At 71.4% G+C, this 20,862-nt stretch carries 23 protein-coding genes and 1 riboswitch; of the genes, 15 read left to right on the forward strand and 8 right to left on the reverse strand.

All coding sequences use genetic code 11. The annotated features are described in order from the left end of the window. The first annotated feature begins 71 nt into the window (after positions 1-71). On the forward strand, positions 72-1,076 hold the full coding sequence (locus tag ACIQI8_RS12900) for an LLM class F420-dependent oxidoreductase (protein ID WP_402348271.1): 1,005 nt from the start codon (positions 72-74) through the stop codon (positions 1,074-1,076). Positions 1,077-1,167: 91 nt separating this feature from the next. Further along, complete coding sequence (locus ACIQI8_RS12905) at positions 1,168-1,455, forward strand: hypothetical protein (protein WP_401727677.1); 288 nt, start codon at positions 1,168-1,170, stop codon at positions 1,453-1,455. Between the two features lie 20 nt (positions 1,456-1,475). On the opposite strand, the gene ACIQI8_RS12910 is transcribed toward ACIQI8_RS12905, so the two are convergent. Genes ACIQI8_RS12910 through ACIQI8_RS12920 form a run of 3 tightly spaced genes read right to left on the reverse strand, consistent with a single transcriptional unit; the run spans position 1,476 to position 4,662 of the window. Continuing rightward, the gene (locus ACIQI8_RS12910) at positions 1,476-2,546 is read right to left on the reverse strand and encodes a prenyltransferase/squalene oxidase repeat-containing protein (protein WP_402348274.1); all 1,071 of its coding nucleotides are present in this window, start codon (positions 2,544-2,546) and stop codon (positions 1,476-1,478) included. Beyond that, positions 2,543-3,286, reverse strand: coding sequence for a class I SAM-dependent methyltransferase (locus ACIQI8_RS12915; RefSeq protein WP_402348276.1), 744 nt, complete (start codon positions 3,284-3,286; stop codon positions 2,543-2,545). Before ACIQI8_RS12915 ends, ACIQI8_RS12910 begins: the two co-directional genes overlap by 4 nt. Beyond that, positions 3,280-4,662 carry a glycosyltransferase family 4 protein gene (locus tag ACIQI8_RS12920; protein WP_402348279.1) on the reverse strand — a complete coding sequence of 461 codons (1,383 nt, stop codon included), beginning with the start codon at positions 4,660-4,662 and terminating at the stop codon, positions 3,280-3,282. Before ACIQI8_RS12920 ends, ACIQI8_RS12915 begins: the two co-directional genes overlap by 7 nt. Positions 4,663-4,872: 210 nt before the next feature. On the opposite strand from ACIQI8_RS12920, the gene ACIQI8_RS12925 reads away from it, so the two are divergent. After that, positions 4,873-5,550: a TetR family transcriptional regulator gene (locus ACIQI8_RS12925; protein ID WP_402348282.1), complete on the forward strand. Its 678-nt coding sequence runs from the start codon at positions 4,873-4,875 to the stop codon at positions 5,548-5,550. Positions 5,551-5,563: 13 nt separating this feature from the next. Here the strand turns inward: ACIQI8_RS12925 and ACIQI8_RS12930 are convergent, their stop codons facing one another. From ACIQI8_RS12930 to ACIQI8_RS12940, 3 genes are read right to left on the reverse strand one after another with little or no spacing between them, the layout of a single operon-like run. Then, entirely contained in the window at positions 5,564-6,106 is a 543-nt protein-coding gene (locus tag ACIQI8_RS12930; protein ID WP_402348285.1) for a hypothetical protein, read from the reverse strand. A gap of 56 nt (positions 6,107-6,162) precedes the next feature. After that, the gene (locus ACIQI8_RS12935) at positions 6,163-6,396 is read right to left on the reverse strand and encodes a ferredoxin (protein WP_402348288.1); all 234 of its coding nucleotides are present in this window, start codon (positions 6,394-6,396) and stop codon (positions 6,163-6,165) included. Positions 6,397-6,401: 5 nt separating this feature from the next. Continuing rightward, on the reverse strand, positions 6,402-7,859 hold the full coding sequence (locus tag ACIQI8_RS12940) for an aldehyde dehydrogenase (RefSeq protein WP_402348290.1): 1,458 nt from the start codon (positions 7,857-7,859) through the stop codon (positions 6,402-6,404). 210 nt (positions 7,860-8,069) lie between these two features. On the opposite strand from ACIQI8_RS12940, the gene ACIQI8_RS12945 reads away from it, so the two are divergent. The 10 genes from ACIQI8_RS12945 to ACIQI8_RS12990 all read left to right on the forward strand — a co-directional run bounded on the left by ACIQI8_RS12945 (position 8,070) and on the right by ACIQI8_RS12990 (position 17,844). Further along, positions 8,070-9,098: an MBL fold metallo-hydrolase gene (locus tag ACIQI8_RS12945; protein WP_402348293.1), complete on the forward strand. Its 1,029-nt coding sequence runs from the start codon at positions 8,070-8,072 to the stop codon at positions 9,096-9,098. A gap of 82 nt (positions 9,099-9,180) precedes the next feature. Beyond that, a riboswitch (cobalamin riboswitch) is annotated at positions 9,181-9,272 on the forward strand. A 134-nt stretch (positions 9,273-9,406) separates the two neighbouring features. Beyond that, entirely contained in the window at positions 9,407-10,708 is a 1,302-nt protein-coding gene (locus ACIQI8_RS12950; protein WP_402348295.1) for a prenyltransferase/squalene oxidase repeat-containing protein, read from the forward strand. Then, complete coding sequence (locus tag ACIQI8_RS12955) at positions 10,705-11,370, forward strand: SCO2322 family protein (RefSeq protein WP_402348298.1); 666 nt, start codon at positions 10,705-10,707, stop codon at positions 11,368-11,370. Before ACIQI8_RS12950 ends, ACIQI8_RS12955 begins: the two co-directional genes overlap by 4 nt. Further along, positions 11,363-12,496: an energy-coupling factor transporter transmembrane component T gene (locus ACIQI8_RS12960; protein WP_402348301.1), complete on the forward strand. Its 1,134-nt coding sequence runs from the start codon at positions 11,363-11,365 to the stop codon at positions 12,494-12,496. Before ACIQI8_RS12955 ends, ACIQI8_RS12960 begins: the two co-directional genes overlap by 8 nt. Continuing rightward, complete coding sequence (locus tag ACIQI8_RS12965; protein WP_402348304.1) at positions 12,493-14,130, forward strand: ABC transporter ATP-binding protein; 1,638 nt, start codon at positions 12,493-12,495, stop codon at positions 14,128-14,130. The genes ACIQI8_RS12960 and ACIQI8_RS12965 overlap by 4 nt, the downstream gene beginning before the upstream one ends. Then, complete coding sequence (locus ACIQI8_RS12970) at positions 14,127-14,930, forward strand: ECF transporter S component (RefSeq protein WP_402348307.1); 804 nt, start codon at positions 14,127-14,129, stop codon at positions 14,928-14,930. Before ACIQI8_RS12965 ends, ACIQI8_RS12970 begins: the two co-directional genes overlap by 4 nt. Before the next feature lie 289 nt (positions 14,931-15,219). Continuing rightward, entirely contained in the window at positions 15,220-15,639 is a 420-nt protein-coding gene (locus tag ACIQI8_RS12975) for a lytic transglycosylase domain-containing protein (RefSeq protein WP_401727691.1), read from the forward strand. A gap of 74 nt (positions 15,640-15,713) precedes the next feature. Continuing rightward, complete coding sequence (locus ACIQI8_RS12980) at positions 15,714-16,400, forward strand: YoaK family protein (RefSeq protein ID WP_402348310.1); 687 nt, start codon at positions 15,714-15,716, stop codon at positions 16,398-16,400. Positions 16,401-16,441: 41 nt separating this feature from the next. Continuing rightward, entirely contained in the window at positions 16,442-17,197 is a 756-nt protein-coding gene (locus ACIQI8_RS12985; RefSeq protein ID WP_402348313.1) for a hypothetical protein, read from the forward strand. Continuing rightward, the gene (locus tag ACIQI8_RS12990; RefSeq protein WP_402348316.1) at positions 17,194-17,844 is read left to right on the forward strand and encodes a Fic family protein; all 651 of its coding nucleotides are present in this window, start codon (positions 17,194-17,196) and stop codon (positions 17,842-17,844) included. The genes ACIQI8_RS12985 and ACIQI8_RS12990 overlap by 4 nt, the downstream gene beginning before the upstream one ends. A gap of 9 nt (positions 17,845-17,853) precedes the next feature. Here ACIQI8_RS12990 and ACIQI8_RS12995 read toward each other — a convergent pair whose 3' ends face one another. Beyond that, entirely contained in the window at positions 17,854-18,171 is a 318-nt protein-coding gene (locus tag ACIQI8_RS12995; protein ID WP_402348319.1) for an ATP-binding protein, read from the reverse strand. A gap of 169 nt (positions 18,172-18,340) precedes the next feature. On the opposite strand from ACIQI8_RS12995, the gene ACIQI8_RS13000 reads away from it, so the two are divergent. Beyond that, positions 18,341-19,177, forward strand: coding sequence for a helix-turn-helix domain-containing protein (locus tag ACIQI8_RS13000; RefSeq protein ID WP_402348321.1), 837 nt, complete (start codon positions 18,341-18,343; stop codon positions 19,175-19,177). After that, positions 19,149-19,487 carry a DUF397 domain-containing protein gene (locus ACIQI8_RS13005; protein WP_402348324.1) on the forward strand — a complete coding sequence of 113 codons (339 nt, stop codon included), beginning with the start codon at positions 19,149-19,151 and terminating at the stop codon, positions 19,485-19,487. Before ACIQI8_RS13000 ends, ACIQI8_RS13005 begins: the two co-directional genes overlap by 29 nt. Here the strand turns inward: ACIQI8_RS13005 and ACIQI8_RS13010 are convergent. After that, on the reverse strand, positions 19,471-20,640 hold the full coding sequence (locus tag ACIQI8_RS13010; RefSeq protein WP_123999548.1) for a steroid 3-ketoacyl-CoA thiolase: 1,170 nt from the start codon (positions 20,638-20,640) through the stop codon (positions 19,471-19,473). The genes ACIQI8_RS13005 and ACIQI8_RS13010 overlap by 17 nt on opposite strands. Positions 20,641-20,862 lie beyond the last annotated feature (222 nt).

Raw genomic sequence — 20,862 nt, forward strand, 5'->3', positions numbered from 1 at the left:
CCCGGCGGGGGGCCGTTGTCGTACAGTCGCCAGCGGTCACCCGGTATCTGACGGATCGTCAGGAGGCAGGCATGCGGCTCGGTCTGGCACTCGGCTACTGGGGGCGCGGCCCCTCCGCGGACCACGTACCGCTCGCCCAGGAAGCGGAGCGGCTCGGCTACGACTCCGTGTGGACCGCCGAGTCGTGGGGCTCGGACGTCTTCACGCCCCTCACCTGGATCGCCGCGCAGACCTCAAGGATCAAGCTGGGTACGGCGATCGCCCAGATGGCGGCCCGCTCCCCCACCACCACCGCGATGCACGCGCTCACCCTCGACCACCTCTCCGGCGGGCGGGTCATGCTCGGGCTGGGTCTGTCGGGGCCGCAGGTGGTGGAGGGCTGGTACGGGCGGCCGTTCCCCAAGTCGCCGCTGACCGCGACCAGGGAGTACGTCGAGGTCGTACGCCAGGTGCTGCGCCGGGAGGCGCCGGTCGAGCTGGACGGCCGCTTCCACTCCCACCCCTACCGCGGCGCGGACGGCACCGGTCTCGGCAAACCGCTGAAGCCGATCACCCACCCGCTCCGCCCCGACCTGCCGATCCTGCTCGGCGCCGAGGGCCCGAAGAACGTGGCCCAGACGACCCGGATCGCGGACGGCTGGCTCCCGTTGTACTGGTCGCCGAGCCGGCCCGAGGTGTACGGAACGACCGACTTCCCCGAGGGCTTCCTCGTCGCACCCATGGCACAGGTGAAGGTCTGCGACGACGTCGCCGAAGGCCTCCTCCCGGTCAAGATGATGCTCGGCTTCTACATCGGCGGCATGGGCCACGCGGCCCGCAACTTCCACGCCGACCTGATGGCCCGCATGGGGTACGAGGAGGAGGCCCGCCGCATCCAGGAACTGTTCCTCTCCGGCCGCCGCGAGGAGGCCGTCCTGGCCGTACCGGACGCCTTCGCCGACGAGATCTCCCTGGTCGGCCCCCGCGAACGCATCGCGGAACGACTGGAGTTGTGGCGCAAGGGCCCGGTGACGGACCTGCTGGCCCTGGCACCCGACCCGCACACACTGCGGGTCCTGGCGGAACTCAACTCCTAGGCGCCGAGGAACGGGGGCGTCACTCGGGCGGCATCGAACGGGTTTCCTACCGTCCGGGTTTCATATGCGATCCGGCGGCAATCCGGAAACCATGTCTCGATACAGAAGCGGCAATCGGGCCGGCGCGGTCATAGCGATCGTCGCCGACGTCATGGCCCTCATCCTGGGCCTGTGGATTCTGATGTACCTCCTGGACGCCAACCGGGCCAACGACCTGGTGCAGTTCGTCCACAACATCGCCTACTGGCTGGCCGGCTGGTCGCGCGACCTGTTCACCTTCGACGAGGCGTGGGCACGCGTGGTCGCGGGCTACGGACTGGCGGCGGTCGTCTACCTCTTCATCGGCCACGCCATCGCCGGACGCATGCAGCGCCACTGAGACGACAACGGCCTGACGTCTCAGTCGCAGCAGTCCGGGTCCAGCCCCCTGGGCAGGTGTTCACCGCCGAACACCGCGCAGGTGGCCTCGTGGCCGCCCAGTGCGGCGACCGCGAGGAGGAGCGAGCCGGCCGTCCAGGTGGTGAGTTCCTGGGGCCAGACCGTCTCGTCCTCGAAGACGTAGCCGGTCCAGTACAGGCCGGTCTCCGGATCGCGCAGGTGCTGGATCGACTGGAGGATCTCCAGCGCACGGTCGGACTCGCCCATCGCCCAGAGCGCGAGGGCGAGTTCGGCCGATTCGCCGCCCGTCACCCACGGGTTGGGGATCACACAGCGCACCCCGAGGTGGGGCACGACGAAGCGCTGCCAGCCCTCCTCTATCCGGGACTTGGCCTCCGTACCGGTCAACGCCCCGCCCAGCACCGGGTAGTACCAGTCCATCGAGTAGCGGTCCTTGTCGAGGAACCGCTCGGGGTGCCGGCGGATCGCGTGCCGCAGTGCACCGACCGCCAACTCCCAGTCGGGCTGCGGCTCTTCACGCTGTTCGGCGATGGCGAGCGCGCAGCACAGCGCGTGGTGGACCGAGGAAGAGCCGGTCAGCAGCGCGTCCGACGTGAAGGTGCCGTCGTCCTCGCCCTTCCAGCCGATCTGCCCGCCGGGCTGCTGGAGCCTGAGCACGTACTCGACGGCCGCGTACACGGTCGGCCACATGCGGTCCAGGAACGTGTCGTCGCCGGTGGAGAGGTAGTGGTGCCAGACGCCGACGGCCACGTACGCCACGAAGTTCGTCTCGCGGCCGCGGTCGGTGACGTCGGCGAAGTCCCCGTCGGCGTAGGCCGCGTACCAGGAACCGTCCCCGTTCTGATGCCGTGCGAGCCATTCGTAGGCCCGCTCGGCGGCCTCGTGCTCGCCGGCCGCGTCCAGGGCCATCGCGGCCTCGGTGTGGTCCCACGGGTCGAGGTGGTGCCCGCGGAACCACGGGATCGCCCCGTCCTCCCGCTGCACCGCGAGGACGCCGTGCACGGTCGCGGCGGCCTCCTGCGCGGTGAGGACCCCGGGCAGGACGAGGTGTTCTGTCCGGGGGGTGGTCACTTGGCGGCCGCCTCGGCGAGGCCGGGCAGGTGCGGCTTGGTCGCGTAGGCCACGAAGCTCTTGCCGATCAGCGGGTTCAGCGCCTGTTCGGCGACCCGGGTCGCGAGGGGTTTCTTCATGATGTCCCAGACCAGCAGCTTGTGGTACGCCTGCACGGGCAGCGCCTTGTCGTTGTCGACGCCGAACGCGCACTTCAGCCACCAGTACGGGGAGTGCAGGGCGTGGGCGTGGTGCGTGCCGTAGGGGCGCAGGCCCGATTCCCGCATCTTCGCGAGCAGTTCGTCGGCCTTGTAGATGCGGATGTGGCCGCCCTCGACCTCGTGGTAGGCGTCGGACAGCGCCCAGCAGACCTTCTCGGGGCCGTAGCGCGGGACGGTGATCGCGATCCGACCGCCGGGCTTCAACACCCGTACCATCTCGGCGAGTACGCCCTTGTCGTCGGGGATGTGCTCCATCACCTCGGAGATGATGACGACGTCGAAGGACTCGTCGGGGAAGGGCAGCGCCAGGGCGTCGCCCTCCATCGCGGTCGCGGTGGCGCCGGCCGGTGCCTCGCCGGCCTCCTCCATCGCCGCGAACCACTTGGCGACCTCGCGGATCTCCTCACCGTTCTGGTCCAGCGCGACGACCCGGGCGCCGCGCCGGTAGCACTCGAACGCGTGCCGGCCGGCTCCGCAGCCGAGGTCCAGGACGCGGTCGCCCGGCGCGAGCGGGAACCGGGAGAAGTCGACGGTCAGCACGTGGCCCTGCTTTCGGATGGGATGCCTGCAACACTGACGGCCGCCGGGCGGCCGGAGCTGTGGGCCGCGGCGGCGTCGATCGCCTCGCGGTAGCGGGCCACCGTCTCCTCGGCGGCCCGGGCCCAGGTGAAGCGGGCCAGCACCCGCTCCCGCCCGGCCCGGCCGAGCCGCGCGCGCAGCTCCGCGTCGCCCAGCAGCCGGCTCAGCCCCGCCGCGAGCGCCCCGGGATCCCCGGGCGGCACCGCGAGACACGTCTCTCCGTCAGGACCGGCCACCTCGGGAATCGCGCCGCCCGTCGTGGCGACCAACGGCGTCCCGGTGGCCATGGCCTCGGCCGCCGGCAGCGAGAAGCCCTCGTACAGGGACGGCACGCAGGCGACCTCCGCCGAGCGGATCAGGTCGACCAGTTCGGCGTCCGAGATGCCCTTGACGAACTCGACGGCGCCTTCGAGTCCGTAGCGCTCCATCGCCTGCGCGACGGGTCCCTCGGCGGGCCGCTTGCCGACGACGACGAGGTGCGCGTCGGGGTGTTCGGTACGGACCTTGGCGAGCGCCTCGACCAGGAAGACCAGGCCCTTGAGGGGCACGTCCGCGCTGGACGTGGTGACGATCCGGCCGGGCACGACGGGCACAGCGGGGTCGGGCGAGAAGAGCTCGGCGTTCGCGCCGATGTGGACCACGTGGACACGGTCGTCCCGCACCCCCAGCTGGTCGACGATCTCCCGGCGGGAGGTGCCGGAGACGGTGAGCACCGAGGGCAGCCGGCGGGCGACCCGGCGCTGCATGCGGGTGAAGGCGTACCAGCGCCGCTTGGACAGCCGCTGACGCAGGTTCTCGGCGGCGTCGATCTCCAACTGCCGGTCCACGGTGATGGGGTGGTGGATGGTGGTCACCAAGGGCGCCCCCACATCCCCCAACAGCCCGTAACCGAGGGTCTGGTTGTCGTGCACCACGTCGAACTCGCCGCGCCGGGCGCGCAGATGGCGGCGGGCCCGCAGGGAGAACGTCAGCGGCTCCGGGAAGCCGCCGGTCCACATCGTGCCGACTTCGAGGGCGTCGATCCAGTCGCGGTACTCGTCGCGCTTCGGGGTGCGGAAGGGGTCCGGCGAGCGGTAAAGGTCCAGGCTCGGCAGCTCGGTGAGGCTCAGCCGGCCCGCGTGGTCCTCGACCTCGTCGAGCACCGGGTAGGGCTGGGAGCCGATGACCTCGACACTGTGGCCGAGGCGGGCCAGTTCGCGGGAGAGGTGGCGGACGTAGACGCCCTGCCCGCCGCAGAACGGGTTCCCTTTATAGGTGAGGAGTGCGATGCGGAGCGGTCGCTCGCCGTCGGTGGCGGAGCCTTCCTGGAGACCCGCCTGACTGGCCTCAGCGGTCACTCTGAGCCCCCTTCTGCCTGCACTGTCCCGCGAGATTACGCCGGGACGCTAATCTAGAACAAGTTTCAGACTTGATCGTCCAGGAGGCTCTGAATCTACCGGCTGGTAGGGGCGCCGTGAGAAGTGGATCAGGTGATTCACACCACGGCGGAGCCCCTGTCATGATCGGTCCGATCACTCGCCCTCACCGACTGTCACGGAACGGGACCCATGCCTGCGGAACCCAAGCCGGCCAAGGCGGAGGCCAGAACCTCCCCGCCGCCCTCCCCGTCGTCGCCCCTGCCTTCCTCCCTGTCGTCCTCCGCGCCGCTGACCGAGCGCCAGGAGGCGCGTCGGCGCCGGATCCTGCACGCGAGCGCGCAGTTGGCCAGCCGGGGCGGTTTCGACGCGGTGCAGATGCGGGAGGTCGCGGAGTCCTCCCAGGTGGCCCTGGGCACCCTCTACCGGTACTTCCCGTCCAAGGTCCACCTCCTGGTCGCCACCATGCAGGACCAGTTGGAGCACATGCACGGCACGCTCCGCAAGAAGCCGCCCCAGGGCGAGACCTCGGCCCAGCGGGTCGCGGAGACCCTGATGCGGGCCTTCCGCGCGCTTCAGCGCGAGCCGCATCTGGCCGACGCGATGGTCCGCGCCCTGACCTTCGCCGACCGCAGCGTCTCCCCCGAGGTCGACCAGGTCTCCCGCCAGACGACGGTGATCATCCTGGACGCGATGGGCCTTGAGCACCCCACTCCCGAGCAGCTCTCCGCCGTCCGCGTCATCGAGCACACCTGGCACTCGGCCCTCATCACCTGGCTCTCGGGCCGCGCGTCCATCGCCCAGGTGAAGATCGACATCGAGACGGTGTGCCGGTTGATCGACCTGACGGAGACCGGGGGGCGGGAGTAGCCGCCGGCGGCGGTCAGGGTGTCGGCGTGGCTGTGCCGAGGTCGCACCTGCCGAATCCGAAGACCGCCACTCCCTTGAACCCATCACCCGCCTCTGCGGGCGGAAGGGCCGCCCACATCTCCTGCGGGTACGCCTCGCCGGACACGACACTCAACGTCCAGCCGTCCCGGTCCAACGCCCACGCGATCCCGCTTTCGTCCGCCAACGGTTCCTCAGCCGTCCAACCGCGGTCCTTCAACTCGGCAACGACCCGCTCGGCAGCCTTCCGGTCCGGCACGGTGTGGGTGCGCACCCGCGCGGCCACCTGGCACGGATGGCGCCGAAGCGCCGCCGACCGCTCGTCCGCGAAGGCCGGCCGCCCGAATCCCCCGGCGCGCAGGGCGGCCCGGACATCCCCCTGCACAGCGGAGACCGTCACCGTCCGCGCGCCCGCGTCCACCGCGGACGCATGGCTTTCGGAACCGCCACTCCCGTCCCCGCCTCCACCGCATCCCGCCAGCCCCACGACCACCACGGCCGTGACCGCCGCGGACAGCACCGCCCCCACCCCTCGCATGACTCTCCCGCCTCACAGATCACTCACAGTCGAGGTGGGAGTCTCGCACGTACGCGCTACTCCTCGGGCGGAAAAACCGGCTCCCCGCTCCCCAGCAACGTGATCACAATCGCCTCCACCGGACAGCTCTCCGCGGCCTCCAGAATGAGTTCGTTCGCGTCGGTCTCCCGTTCCAACGGGTGGGACTGCATGGCCGAGTCAAGACGGAACGCGCCCGTGGCGCGGTGGACGCACTGGGCCGAGCCGATGCAGATGGAGCGGTCGACCTCTACCTCCCAGCGGTCGCCCATACCGCTCACGCCTCCCAGCCGGCCGGCAGGTGGATCATCTTGTGTTCGAGGAACTCGCCGTAGCCTTCCGGACCGAACTCCCGCCCCAGGCCCGAGGACTTGTAGCCGCCGAAGGGGCCCAGCATGTCGAGGCTGAAGGTGTTGACGGAGTAGGTGCCGGTACGGACCTGGCGGGCGACGTCGATGCCGTGGGCCACGTCGGCTGTCCACACGCTGCCGGACAGCCCGTAGTCCGAGTCGTTCGCGATCTTCACCGCCTCGGTCTCGTCGCCGTACGGGAGCAGGCAGATGACCGGGCCGAAGATCTCCTCGCGGGCGATCCGCATGGAGTTGTCGACGTCACCGAAGAGGGTCGGCTCGACGTACCAGCCGCGGTCGAGGCCGGGTGGACGGCCGCCGCCCGTAAGGATCTTGGCGCCCTCCTCCTGGCCTATGCGGATGTAGTCGAGGTTGCGCTGCTGCTGCCGCCGCGCCACCAGCGGGCCCACCTGGGTCGCCGGGTCCAGCGGGTCGCCGACCACCAGCGCGCTCGCCGCCGCGGCGAAGGCGTCCGCGAACTCGTCGTAGCGCGAGCGGGGTACGAGGATGCGGGTCTGGGCCACGCAGGCCTGCCCGTTGTTCATCCAGGCGGCCGAGACGATGCCGGGGACGGACGTCGTGATGTCCGCGTCGGGCAGCACGACCGCCGCCGACTTGCCGCCCAACTCCAGTGTCACGCGGGTGAGATTGCGCGCGGCGACCTCCATCACGCGTTTTCCGGCCGGCACCGAACCTGTGAAGGAGACCTTGTCGATGCCGGGGTGCCCGACCAGGTACTCGCTGACCTCACGGTCGGCGGGCAGGATCGACAGCACGCCCTCCGGCAGGCCCGCCTCCTTCGCGATCTCGCCCAACAGATAGGCGTCCAGGGGCGATTCGGGCGACGGCTTGAGGATGACCGTGCAGCCGGTCAGCAGCGCGGGCGCGAGCTTGGCGGCGGCCACGAACTGCGGGACGTTCCAGGGGACCACGGCCGCGACCACCCCGACCGGCTCGCGCCGGACCAGGATCTTGCCGAGGACGCCGTCGCGGTACTCCTCGTACGTGAAGTTCCGCGCGACCGTGATCGCCGAGTCCCACACCATCATCGCGCCGAGCGCCTGCGCCAGGATGCTCCAGGAGTACGGCGACCCGTTCTCGGACGAGATCACGCGCGCGATCTCCTCGTGCCGTACGGCGATCGCGTCCTTGATCCGACTGACCACCTCGATCCGTTCGTCGAGGGTCATCCGTGGCCAGGGCCCCTGGTCGAAGGCCGTGCGCGCCGCCGCGACCGCCCGGTCCACGTCCGCGGGCGAGGCGTGCGGCACCCGCCCGATGACCTCCTCGGTGTGCGGCGAGACGACCTCGATGACGTCCTTGCCGAGGGGGTCGGTCAACTCCCCGCCGATGAACAGCTGTCCGTGTTCCACGAGCTCGGCCATGGCCGACCGCCTCCCCGGATCCTCGCCACTGAGTCTCCACTGAGTCCCTGACGATCCACTGAGTCTCTGACGATCCATCAGATACGCACTCAGTGGAACTGATACCAGTTCCACTCGGAGGAGTCCACGGAACGGGACGGACGGATGACTCGGGCTCCCATCGAAACTCGTTCTAGTTATAGTGGCCGGGACGCGGCGATAGGGGAACCCATGGTGGAGACGGCCGATCACGGCGGGGGCGTACGGTCGATCAAGGTTCCCATCCCGGACAACCCCCTCGGCCACACCCTCGTCTACGTGGTCGACACCGACCGCGGCCCGGTCCTGATCGACACCGGCTGGGACGACCCCGCCTCCTGGGACACGCTCGCCGAGGGGCTGACGGGGTGCGGTACCTCGGTGGACGAGATCCACGGTGTGGTCGTCACCCACCACCACCCCGACCACCACGGCCTTTCGGGCAAGGTGCGCGAGGCGTCCGGGAGTTGGATCGCGATGCACGCGGCGGACACCGCGATCGTGCGGCGGACGCGGGAGACCCGGCCGGGGCGCTGGTTCTCGTACATGGCCAACAAGCTGATCACCGTCGGCGCCCCGGAGGAGCACGTGGCGCCCCTGCGCGACGCCGCTCCGCGCAGCACCCTGCCGGGCTTCTCCCCCGCGCTGCCGGACCGCGAGATCGTCCCGGGCGAGCTGCTCGACCTCCCAGGCCGGCGGCTGCGCGCGATCTGGACGCCGGGCCACACTCCGGGGCACGTCTGCCTCCATCTGGAAGAGGCGCACCCGGCCCAACTCATCGGCAACGGACGCCTGTTCTCCGGCGATCACCTGCTCCCGGAGATCACCCCGCACATCGGCCTGTACGAGGATCCCGACGACGTCACGGTCACCGACCCGCTCGGCGACTACCTCGACTCCCTCGAACGCATCGGCCGCCTCGCCCCGGCCGAGGTGCTCCCCGCCCACCAGTACGCGTTCACCGACGGACCGGGCCGGGTACGGGAGTTGCTCGACCACCACGAGGAACGGCTCACCGGCCTGCGCGCCCTCCTCGTCGAGCCGCTCACCCCCTGGCAGGTCGCCGAGCGCATGGAGTGGAACCGGCCCTGGGCCCAAATCCCGTACGGATCAAGGAACATCGCGGTCTCGGAGGCCGAGGCGCACCTGCGGCGGCTGGTGAAGCTGGGGCGGGCCGAGGCGGTGCCGGGGACCGAGCCGGTGACGTACGTGGCCGTCTGACCTGAGCGCACAGGCGCACAGGCGACTCCCGGAGTGGTTGCTACGGGCGGGTACAGTGGCCCGGTCGTCATCACCCGTACGGGGGGAAGCCGGTGCAATTCCGGCGCTGACCCGCAACCGTGTGCCGGTCCGCGAGAGCCTGAGAGGCCCTGGGACCGGTGAGCCGGATCGCCCCGCGCGGATCGTGACCGGCTCAGGTGTGTCGGCAACCCGTCGGCGCACGGCACCGTCGAGGCATACGGAGCCGAGCCGCCCGGGGTGTCCCGTGCGCCTGCCCGGCTCCCGCAGGGGAGAGGCATCCGCCGATCATGAACGCCGTCCGCCGCACCGCCGCGGCCCTGGCCGCCGCCACAGCAGTCATCGGCTCCGTAACCGTCGGCACCGCAGTCATCGGCTCCGCAGTCGTCGGCTCCGCGGCACCCGCCCTCGCCGCGACGCCCTCGCCCTCGCCGTCCGTGGCGATTCCCGCCGGGCTCTACGGCACCGCCGACCCGACGTACGACGGCGTCTGGCGCCAGTCGCTCGCCCTGATCGCGCAGGACGCCGTGGGGGTGGTCCCGGCCGACAAGGCGGTGACCTGGCTGACCGGGCAGCAGTGCGCGAACGGTGCCTTCGGTGCGTTCCGCGCGGACGCCGGGAAGCCGTGCGCGGCCGACACCAACAGCACCGCCGTCGCCGTACAGGCGCTCGCGGCGCTAGGCGGTCATGACTCCGCGACCGACAAGGCGCTGGCCTGGCTGAAGTCCGTGCAGAACAAGGACGGCGGGTGGGGGTACGCGGCCGGCGGGGCCAGCGACGCGAACTCGACGTCCGTCGTCATCGGCGCGTTCGCCAAGGCCGGACTGAAGCCGCAGGACATCCGCAAGGGTGCCGCCTCCGGCAGCTCGGGCACGTCCCCCTACGACGCTCTCCTCAAGCTCGCCCTGCCCTGCACCGGAGCCGACGCGGGCGCCTTCGCCTACCAGCCGGACAAGAAGGGCGCGCTCACCGCCAACGCGGACGCCACCGCGGCGGCGGTCCTGGGCGCGCTCGGCAAGCCCATGACCGGCTCCTCCGGCAAGACCACCGCCGACGCCCAGACCCCGGCCGCCTGTACGAAGACCTCCGACCCCGAGCGGGCCGCGCTGAACGGCGCCGGTTATCTCGCCAAGGCCCTCGCCAAGGACGGCCACCTGACCTCCGCGCTGCCCGGCGCCGAGGACCAGCCCGACTACGGCAACACCGCCGACGCGGTCGTCGCGCTCACCTCGGCCGGCCTCACCGACCAGGCGAAGCCCGCCGTGCGCTGGCTGGAGGCGAACTCCGCGAAGTGGGCGGCGCAGGCCGGCCCCGCCGCGTACGCGCAGCTGATCCTCGCCGCCACCGACGCGGGTGCCGACCCCCGGGACTTCGGCGGGCAGAACCTGGTCGACCTGCTCGGCGCGACCGGCCCGACGCCGAAGAAGGCGTCCGACGCGGGGGCGACCGCCGGCGCCACTCCCGCCGCCGACTCGGCGGACGGGGACGACGGCACCCCGGTGGCCGTCTGGGCGATCGGCGGCGGCCTCCTGCTCGGCGCGCTCATCGGCGCCGCGCTGATGTTCCGCGGCCGACGGCGGCAGCAGCCGTGACCCGCCCCCGCACCCGGCACGCCCTGCGCCTCGCCGTCCTCCTCCTCGCCGTGGCCGCCGGCATCGGACAGGCGGCCCCCGCCCAGGCCGCCGGCTACCGCTACTGGTCCTTCTGGGACCGCGCCGGCGACACCTGGACCTATGCCACCCAGGGCCCCTCCACCGCCCGCCCGTCCGACGGAGACGTCCAGGGCTTCCGTTTCTCGGTCAGCGAGGACTCCTCGGACTCGGCACGCCCGCGCGGACCGGCGGTCTTCGCCGTCATCTGCGCGCGGACGCCCGCCAAGGACGGCGAGAAGCGCGTCGCGCTCGTCATCGACTTCGGTACGGCGGCGGACGCCCCGTCCGGCGAGACCCCGCCGGCCCGTCGTACGGCCTGTGCACGGGTGGCGTCCGACGCGACGACGGCGCAGGCGCTCGCCTCGGTCGCGAAGCCCCTGCGGTACGACACGGGCGCGCTGCTCTGCGCGATCGCGGGGTATCCGCGGACGGGGTGCGGGGAGCAGGTGTCGGCCGGCAAGAAGCCGACGGCCGAGGCGCGGAAGAAGGCGCCGAAGGACGACGACGGCGGACCCTCGGTCGGGCTGTGGGCCGGTGCCGGGGCCGTCGTCCTGCTGGGTACGGCAGCGGTGTGGCAGGCACGGCGACGCAGGCATGGCTGACGTCCGCGCACCACGCCTCGGGGCCCGCACCGCCGCCGGCCGCGGACTCCAACTCCACCCCGGCGCCTGGTGGTTGTGGGCCCTGTCCCTCGGCACCGCCGCCACCCGCACCACCAACCCGCTCCTCCTCGCGCTGCTCGTCGCGGTCTCCACGTACGTCGTGGCCACCTGCCGCCCCGACACCCCCTGGGCGCGCTCCTACACGGCCTTCGTCAAGCTCGCGCTGGCCGTCCTCCTCATCCGTCTCTTCTTCGCGGTCGCCCTCGGCTCCCCGATCCCCGGCACGCACGTGCTCGTCACGCTCCCCGAAGTCCCGCTCCCGCACTGGGCGCAGGGCATCCGGCTCGGCGGCGAGGTCACCGCGGAGGCGCTCGTCTTCGCGCTCTACGACGGTCTGAAGCTGGCCACGCTGCTGATCTGCGTGGGCGCGGCGAACGCCCTCGCCAACCCGGCCCGGCTGCTCAAGTCCCTGCCGGGCGCCCTGTACGAGATCGGCGTGGCGGTGGTCGTCGCCCTCACCTTCGCGCCGAACCTCATCGCCGACGTCCAACGCCTGCGCGCCGCACGCCGGTTGCGGGGCCGTCCGGACAAGGGCGTCCGCGGCCTGCTCCAGGTCGGACTCCCGGTCCTGGAGGGCGCGTTGGAGCGTTCCGTCTCCCTCGCCGCCGCGATGGACGCCCGTGGGTACGGCCGAACCGCCGACGTGCCCGCCCCGGTCCGCCGTACGACCGCCGCCCTCACCCTGGGCGGTCTGCTCGGCGTCTGCGCGGGAACGTACGGGCTGCTCACCGCCGAAGGGGGCACGTACGGGCTGCCGTTGCTGCTCGCGGGGCTCGCGGCGGCGCTCGGCGGGCTGCGGCTGGGGGGTCGGCGCAGCATCCGGACCCGTTACCGCCCCGACCGCTGGGGGCTGCGCGCCTGGCTGGTCGCCGGTTCCGGCGCGGCCGTCGCCGCGCTGCTCGCCCTCGCGGCGAGCGCCGATCCCGACGCGCTGCATCCCGGAGTCGTCCCGCTGGTCGCACCGACCCTCCCCCTGTGGCCGGCGGCGGCCGTACTCCTCGGCCTGCTGCCCGCGTTCATCGCACCCACGCCCACCCCCGCTTCCGCCCCCGAGGAGCCGTCGTGATCCGCTTCGAGGATGTCTCCGTCACCTACGACGGAGCCGCCGAACCCGCCGTGCGGGGCGTGGACTTCGAGGTCCCCGAGGGTGAACTCGTGCTGCTCGTCGGCCCGTCGGGCACCGGCAAGTCGACGATCCTCAACTCGGTCTGCGGCCTGGTCCCGCACTTCACCGGCGGCACCCTGCGCGGTCGCGTCACGGTCGCGGGGCGGGACACCCGTACGCACAAGCCGCGTGAACTCGCCGACGTCGTGGGCACGGTGGGCCAGGACCCGCTCTCCCACTTCGTGACGGACACCGTCGAGGACGAACTCGCCTACGGGATGGAGTCGTTGGGGCTGGCCCCGGACGTCATGCGCCGCCGGGTCGAGGAGACGCTCGACCTGCTCGGACTCTCCGACCTCCGCGACCGCGCCATCGCCACGCTCTCCGGCGGGCAGCGACAGCGCGTCGCCATCGGCTCGGTGCTCACCCCGCACCCCCGCGTCCTGGTGCTCGACGAACCGACCTCGGCCCTCGACCCGGCCGCCGCGGAGGAGGTCCTCGCGGTGCTCCAACGCCTCGTCCACGACCTCGGCACGACGGTCCTGCTGGCGGAGCACCGGCTGGAACGGGTCGTCCAGTACGCCGACCAGGTCGCCGTCCTGCCCGCCCCCGGCGCCGCCCCGCTGCTCGGCACACCGGCCGAGATGATGGCCGTATCGCCGGTGTATCCGCCGGTGGTGGGACTGGGACGGCTGGCGGGCTGGTCTCCGCTGCCACTGTCGGTGCGGGATGCGCGGCGGCGGGCCGGGGGTCTGCGGGAGCGGTTGGCGGACCGCGAGGTGCCGCCCGCCCCGGCGCCCGCCGCCTCCTCGACTCCCGCCCCCGCCGCCTCCTCGACTCCCGTCCCCCTCGCGGAAGTTCGCGCCCTCGCCGTCCGCCGCGCCCGCGTCCAGGCGCTCCGGCACATCGACCTCACCGTCTCCCCCGGCGAGACCGTCGCCCTCATGGGCCGCAACGGCGCCGGGAAGTCGACGCTCCTCGGGGCGCTCGTCGGACTGGTCGAGCCGAGTGGCGGGACGGTACGCGTCGGCGGCCTCACCCCGCACCGCACACGGCCCAAGGACCTCGTACGCAAGGTCGGTCTGGTCCCGCAGGAGCCGCGTGACCTGCTGTACGCAGACACGGTCGCCGCCGAGTGCGCGGCGGCCGACCGGGACGCGGGAGCCGACCCCGGCACCTGCCGTGCGCTGCTGTCGGACCTCCTCCCCGGTGTCGCCGACGACATCCACCCCCGCGACCTCTCCGAGGGCCAGCGGCTCACGCTCGCGCTGGCCGTCGTCCTGACCGCACGCCCGCCGCTGCTCCTGCTGGACGAGCCGACGCGGGGGCTGGACTACGCGGCGAAGGCGCGGCTCGTGGGGCTGTTGCGGTCGCTCGCCGCCGAGGGGCACGCGATCGTCCTCGCGACGCACGATGTGGAGCTGGCGGCCGAACTCGCCCACCGGGTCGTCCTGTTGGCCGAGGGCGAGGTGATCGCCGACGGCCCGACGACCGAGGTGGTCGTGTCCTCACCGTCCTTCGCCCCGCAGGTCACCAAGATCCTGGCGCCGCAGCAGTGGCTCACGGTCACACAGGTGCGGGAGGCGCTGACGTGACCCGGCCCGTCCGGCTCGGCCCCCGGTCCATCGCTGCCCTCCTCCTCGTCAGTGCCGTAGGCGTCGTCGGGTTCGGGTGGCCCTTTCTCGCGCCGCCCGGGTCGCAGGTGGGGGCGCATGCGCAGGACGCGCCCTGGCTGTTCGCGGGGCTGCTCGTGCTGCTGGTCGGGGTCGTCGCGGCGACGATCTCGGAGTCCGGGCTCGGGCCGAAGGCGGTGGCCATGCTGGGGGTGCTGGCGGCGACCGGGGCCGCGCTGCGGCCGATCGGGGCCGGGACCGCCGGGCTCGAGCCGATGTTCTTTCTGATGGTGCTGAGCGGGCGGGTGCTGGGGCCCGGCTTCGGGTTCACCCTCGGGTCGGTCACCATGTTCGCGTCCGCGCTGCTCACGGGCGGGGTGGGGCCGTGGCTGCCGTTCCAGATGCTCGCGATGGGGTGGTTCACGATGGGCGCGGGGCTGCTGCCGGGGCCCGACCGGCTGCGGGGCCGTACCGAGCTGGCGCTGCTGGCCTGCTACGGCTTCCTGGCCGCGTTCGCCTACGGCACGATCATGAACCTGGCGGGGTGGCCCTTCATGGGCGCGCTCGCCTCGGGCATCAGTTTCGATCCGCAGGCCGCGGTCCCGGCCAACCTCGCCCGTTTCGTCGCGTACTGCGTGACCACCTCGCTGGGCTGGGACCTGGGCCGGGCCGTCGTGACCGTCGTCCTCACCCTCACTGCCGGCCCGGCCGTGCTCAAGGCGCTACGCAGAGCCACCCGGCGGGCCGCGTTCGAGACCGCGGTCACATTCGACGCCGGTTGAGCGGTGAACCACCCCACATGACCCACATCACCAACTATCTCCTCTCGTAGGGCATATCGGACGCCATGGGCATGCCAGAATGCCCTCTGACCTGCGCTTTGAGAGCCAGGTCACAGCAGCACCCATTCCACTCGATTCGACCACAACTAGTAAAAGGGGTCATTGCGGACGCCTCTCAAGCCTGTTTCTCTGGACAACGTCGCACGGCGCCGACGAGCCCACTGGGCCTCGGCGCCGACGCATGCCGACGGTGTGCGCGACCGTCCCGTCCCCGAAGAAAAGGTTCCTCGTGATCGTCTCCCGCATCGCCCGCAGCATCGCGTCCCCGAAGAAGGCCCTCGCCTCCGCCGCCGTGGCCGCCGCCACCGCCGGCATGGTGCTGACCGCGGCTCCCGCTCACGCCGCGACCGCCGACTCGGCCACCGAGGCCAAGGCGATCGCGCACAAGCTGATCCCGAGCTCCGCGCAGTACAACGCCTTCAGCAACATCGTCGAGCACGAGAGCGGCTGGGACGTCGACGCCAGCAACGCCTCCTCCGGCGCGTACGGCCTGGTCCAGGCCCTGCCCGGCTCCAAGATGGCGTCGGCGGGCTCGGACTGGAAGACCAACGCCAAGACCCAGATCAAGTGGGGTCTCGACTACATGAACTCCCGCTACGGCAGCCCGGCCGGCGCGTGGGCCTTCTGGCAGGCGAACGGCTGGTACTGAGCCGTCCCCCAGAACCGAAAGAGTGCCTTCCAGGTCGGAGAGATCTGGGAGGCACTTCGTGGTTGTCTGGGGCGATGAGTGCCACTCCCGCCCCACCCGGTCCCGAGGAACGCGGCCTGCGGCTGGTGTTCGTGCTGTTGGGGCTCACCTTCGTCAGTGGGCTCATCGACGCCGTGGCCTATCTCGGCCTCGGCCATCTCTTCACCGCCAACATGACCGGCAACGTCGTGGTGCTGGGCTTCGCGGCGGCCGGGGCGCCCGGGTTCTCGGTGCCGCACACCGTGACCTCGCTGGGGTGCTTCCTGGTCGGCGCGGCGGTCGGTGGCCGGATGGAGAGGCGGTTGGGCGGTGGCCCGCGGCGGCGCTGGGCACGGCTCACACTGACCGCCGAGGCGCTGCTGGTCGGCGCGGCGGCGGTGGTCGCCTTCGCCGCCCCGGACGCGGGCGGCACCCGTTACACCGTGATCGCCCTCACCGCCTTCGCGATGGGCCTGCGCACGGCGACGGTCCGCAAGCTCGGCGTGACCGCCCTCCCGACCACGGTCGTCGTCACCACCACCCTGACGGGTCTCGCCGCCGAGTCGCCCGCGGGCGGCGGCCCGGGCACCCACGGCGCGCGCCGCACGGCCTCCGTGATCGCGCTCGCGGCCGGCGCCTGCCTCGGCGCCTGGTTGGTGATCCACCACGGCCTCGGCATCCCCCTGCTGGTCGCCGCGGCGCTGACCGGGGCACTGGCGCTGGTGGCCTCAGGGAGGGACTAATTGGGTTGAGCTCGGGGCGGTCATCATGGAACGTCTGTGCGGTGAACCTGGAGCTCCGCCCCTACGACCTCGCCTGGACCGACCTCGACCCGCGCACGCACGCCTTCGACCACGCCGACGCCCTGGGCACCGTCCGGAGCCTGGAACCGGCGAGCAGGATCCCGGTGCGGCCGGTCCAGAAACGTACGTCCGGACCCGTCGAGGCCGCCGAGCAGTACCGCACGCTCTGCCACTGGTCCCACCACGAGGGCTGGAGCTGGGCCGACGACATGACCGAGGCACTGGTCGAGCGGTACGGCAGGTGGAGCACCGGCTGGCGGTGGGCGCACGACGAGGGGGACCTGGGCGGCGGACCCGTCGGCGCCTGGTGCTGCACCCTGCACTCGATCGGCACCCCCGAGGAGACGCTGGAACGGGTCGCCGCCGCGCTGTGCGAGTGGCGGGAGTGGCTGGAGTTCCTGGCCGACTGGTTCGACCGCTACCCCTTGGAGGGACCGCCCGCCACCCATCGCCTGATCCTCCAGGTCGTGGACCGCACCGGCTCGGGAGACGCCTGGTACGCCCACTGCCGACAGGTCCTGACCTGGTACCTCACCCGCTGGGACACGGGCCCGGCGACGGCGCGGGCGCTGGTCGAGGAGGCGATCGGCGGCCGGTTCGAGAGCTGGATCGCGCCGGAGGGGAAGCTGGTGGACGAGGTGGCGGACCAGCTGGCCGCCGCGCTGGGCACCGGCGAGGGGGCCGACCCCGGCTACACCTACACCTCCGCCCGCATCCAGTCCCACCTCGACGAATGACGACCGACCCGCCCGGCGCCCCGCTCGCCCCCGTCACCCCGGACCACCTCCGCGCCTGGCTCACCCTCCGCGCCCAGATCCCCTGGCACCGGGCCCGCCCGGTCACCCTCCCCGCCCGCCACCCGGTCCGCGACGGCGCCGTCCACGACATCCGCACCCACGACCACGCCCGTTCCCCGCACCGCGCCCATTCCCTGCTGACCGCGCTCGCCCTGGCCCGCGCGGACGCCGCATCCGGTACGCCGCTGACGTTCGCGACGCTCAGCGCGTGGCAGCGGCATGTCCTGGACGTCCCCGAGGCCCCGTTCCGCCGACACCCGGCCTACGCGAAGGCGGGCCGCGAGCGCTACGGCACCGGCGCGGACCTCCCGGCCCTCCTCGACGCCTGCCTCGCCGAGACCGAGGCCGAGACCTCGCCCCTCCCTCTCACCGCCCGCGCGGCCCGTGCCTACCTCGACGTCTGCTTCTTCCACCCCTTCGACGACGGCAACGCCCGTTCGGCCTTCCTGACCCTCACGTACGTCCTGGCGCGCGCCGACGTCACCCTCGAACAGGTCGGTCCCGTCCGCCGCGTCCAGCGTCACGCCGATGACCCCGAGGGCGCCCTCGCGCTCGCCGACCTGCTGGCCGTCCTCATTGGCCAGTAGCCTCGCCCGTCACCGTCTCCAGCACTCGAACCACACCCGTTTGCCGCCCCCGCTCACCCGCTCCGCACCCCACTTGTCGGCCACGGCATCGAGCAGTACGAGGCCGCGAGCGCCCTCCGCGTCCATGGACAACTCGGCCGCCATCAGCGGCAGTTCAGGCACCCCGTCGGACACCTCCACCCTCATCCCGGCCGCGACCCGCAGCATCAGCACGGTGCAGCGGCGGTCCGGGACATGGCGGACGACGTTGGTGATGAGCTCGCTGACGCCCAACTCCGCGGCGTCACACAGCTCCAGCAGCTCCCACTCGTCGAGCAGTGAGCGCACGATACGGCGAATGTGACGTACCGAGTGCTCACCTACGGTCAGGCGCATCCGGTACGTGGGGGGAAGGTATCCGTTCACATGACGAGAGTGACGCCACCCGACTACCCTGGGCTACCGAAAGGACACAACCGGTCCGATTGTGGGCCGAGTTGCCTGAGAGGGGCCTCGCGTGACCAACATCAACGTCCTCGACCCCGGCGCCTCGCCACTCGACTACTACGGCTACGAACTGCGCCGGTATCGCGAGACGGCGGGCCTCACCCAACGGCAGCTCGGTGACATCGTCAACTACACGGGATCACTGGTCGGCCAGATCGAAACGGCGAGGAAGCTGCCGACGCGGGAGTTCAGCGAACGGGTGGACGCGGCGTTGGGGACGGGCGGGTCGTTGTCCCGGCTGGTGGAGCTGGTGCTGCGAAGTCAACTTCCGGCGTGGTTTCAGCAGGTTGCGGAGCTGGAGGTGCGGGCGACTGAGATCTGTAGTTTCCACACGCACCTGGTCCACGGGCTTCTGCAGACCAAGTCCTACGCGCATGCCGTGCTCGGAGTGCTCGACAACACGAACCTCGACGACCGCACGGCCGTCCGGTTGGCGCGGCAGAGCATCTTCGAGAAAGAGGCTCCGCCGGTCTACTGGCTGGTGCTCAGCGAAGCCGCGCTCCACCAGGAAATCGGTGGTCCCGAGGTCATGCGAGTTCAACTGGCGCACCTGTTGTCCTTCGAGCACAACTCCAGGATCAACATCCAGATCCTGCCGTTCTCGGCCGGGACGCACGCGGGACTACAAGGCTCGTTCGACATCTTCCGCTTCGCGAGCGACCCGACCATCGTCTATACCGAGGGCTACGGCAGTGGCCATCCAACCGCAAACCCAGACACCGTCAAGGACTGCTCACTCCGTTACGATCATCTACGAGCCGCCGCGCTGTCTTTGAAGGACTCGGCGGAGCTGATCCGGCGAGTGATTGAGGAACGCTATGGGGAACAACGCGACTCAGTGGCGTAAGTCCAGCTACAGCGGTGATCAGGGCGGTTCCTGCGTCGAATGCGCGCCTCTCGGCGGAATTGCATGGCGCACGTCCTCGTACAGCAGCGACCAAGGGGGCGAGTGCGTTGAGTGCGCACCCCTCGGCGACATCGCCTGGCACACCTCCAGCCACAGCGGTGACCAAGGCGGCAACTGCATCCAGGTAGCCGAAACCCCCTGCGCAACCATCGCCGTCCGCGACTCAAAGAACCCGGCGGGACCGATCCTCACGATCGACCCCGCCGCCTTCACCACGTTCCTGAACTGGACCTCTACAGCCGCTGAATGATCGTGCCCGTGGCCAGACCGCCACCCGCGCACATCGTCACCAGCGCGAACTCCTTGTCCGCGCGCTCCAGTTCATGAAGTGCCGTCGTGATGAGACGGGCCCCGGTCGCTCCCACCGGGTGCCCGAGCGCGATTCCGCCGCCGTTGACGTTGACCTTCTCCAGGTCCTGCTCGAAGACCTGCGCCCAGCTCAACACCACTGACGCGAACGCCTCGTTGATCTCGACGACGTCGATGTCCTTCAACGTCATGCCCGCCTTGCCGAGCACGGCCCGCGTGGCGTCGATCGGCCCGTCGAGGTGGAAGTGCGGGTCGGAACCCACCAGCGCCTGCGCCACGATCCGCGCCCTCGGCTTCAGCTTCAGGGCGCGAGCCATCCGCTTCGACGCCCACATGATGGCCGCCGCACCGTCCGAGATCTGCGACGAGTTGCCCGCCGTGTGGATCGCCGTCGGCATCACCGGCTTGAGGCGGGCCAGCGCCTCCATGGACGTGTCGCGCAGGCCCTCGTCCTTGTCGACGAGCCGCCACATGCCCTGACCGGCCCGCTGCTCCTCCTCCGTGGTGGGCACCTGGACCGCGAACGTCTCCCGCTTGAAGCGTTCCTCGGACCACGCGTTGGCCGCGCGCTCCTGGGAGATGAGGCCGAGCGAGTCGACGTTCTCCCGGGTCAACCCACGGTGGCGGGCGATGCGTTCGGCCGCCTCGAACTGGTTGGGCAGGTCGACGTTCCACTCGTCTGGGAACGGTTTGCCCGGGCCGTGCTTGGAGCCCGAGCCGAGCGGTACGCGGGACATCGCCTCGATGCCGCAGCTGATGCCGACGTCGATGACACCGGCCGCGATCATGTTGGCGGTCATGTGCGAGGCCTGCTGCGAGGAGCCGCACTGACAGTCCACGGTCGTCGCCGCGGTCTCGTACGGCAGGCCCACGGTCAGCCAGGCCGTACGCGCGGGGTTCATGGACTGCTCGCCGGCGTGGGTGACGGTGCCGCCGACGATCTGCTCGACCGCGTCGGCGGGAATGCCGGTGCGGCCCAGGAGTTCGCGGTAGGTCTCGCCAAGAAGGTAGGCGGGGTGCAGATTGGCGAGCGCGCCGCCGCGCTTGCCGATGGGGGTGCGTACGGCTTCGACGATCACGGGTTCCGCGGCCATGGGGGTGGATCCTCTCCATCCGGTACCCGCGCGGCGCGGGCGTCCCGGCCCACCCGCCACGCAGAACTAGTACGTGTTCTAGTTCTTTGTGCAGTCTGCTGACAGTCCGTCCGTAACCGCAAGGGGCGTGCAGGTAATTAGGGCTGCCATACCCCTTGCCTCTTGTAGAACCCGTTACTACCTTCACGGCAATTCCTGATGGACCGTCAGACTTCAGCTGGA

The organism is Streptomyces sp. NPDC092369 (assembly GCF_044755245.1).
In the GTDB taxonomy this organism is placed as follows: Bacteria; Actinomycetota; Actinomycetes; order Streptomycetales; family Streptomycetaceae; genus Streptomyces.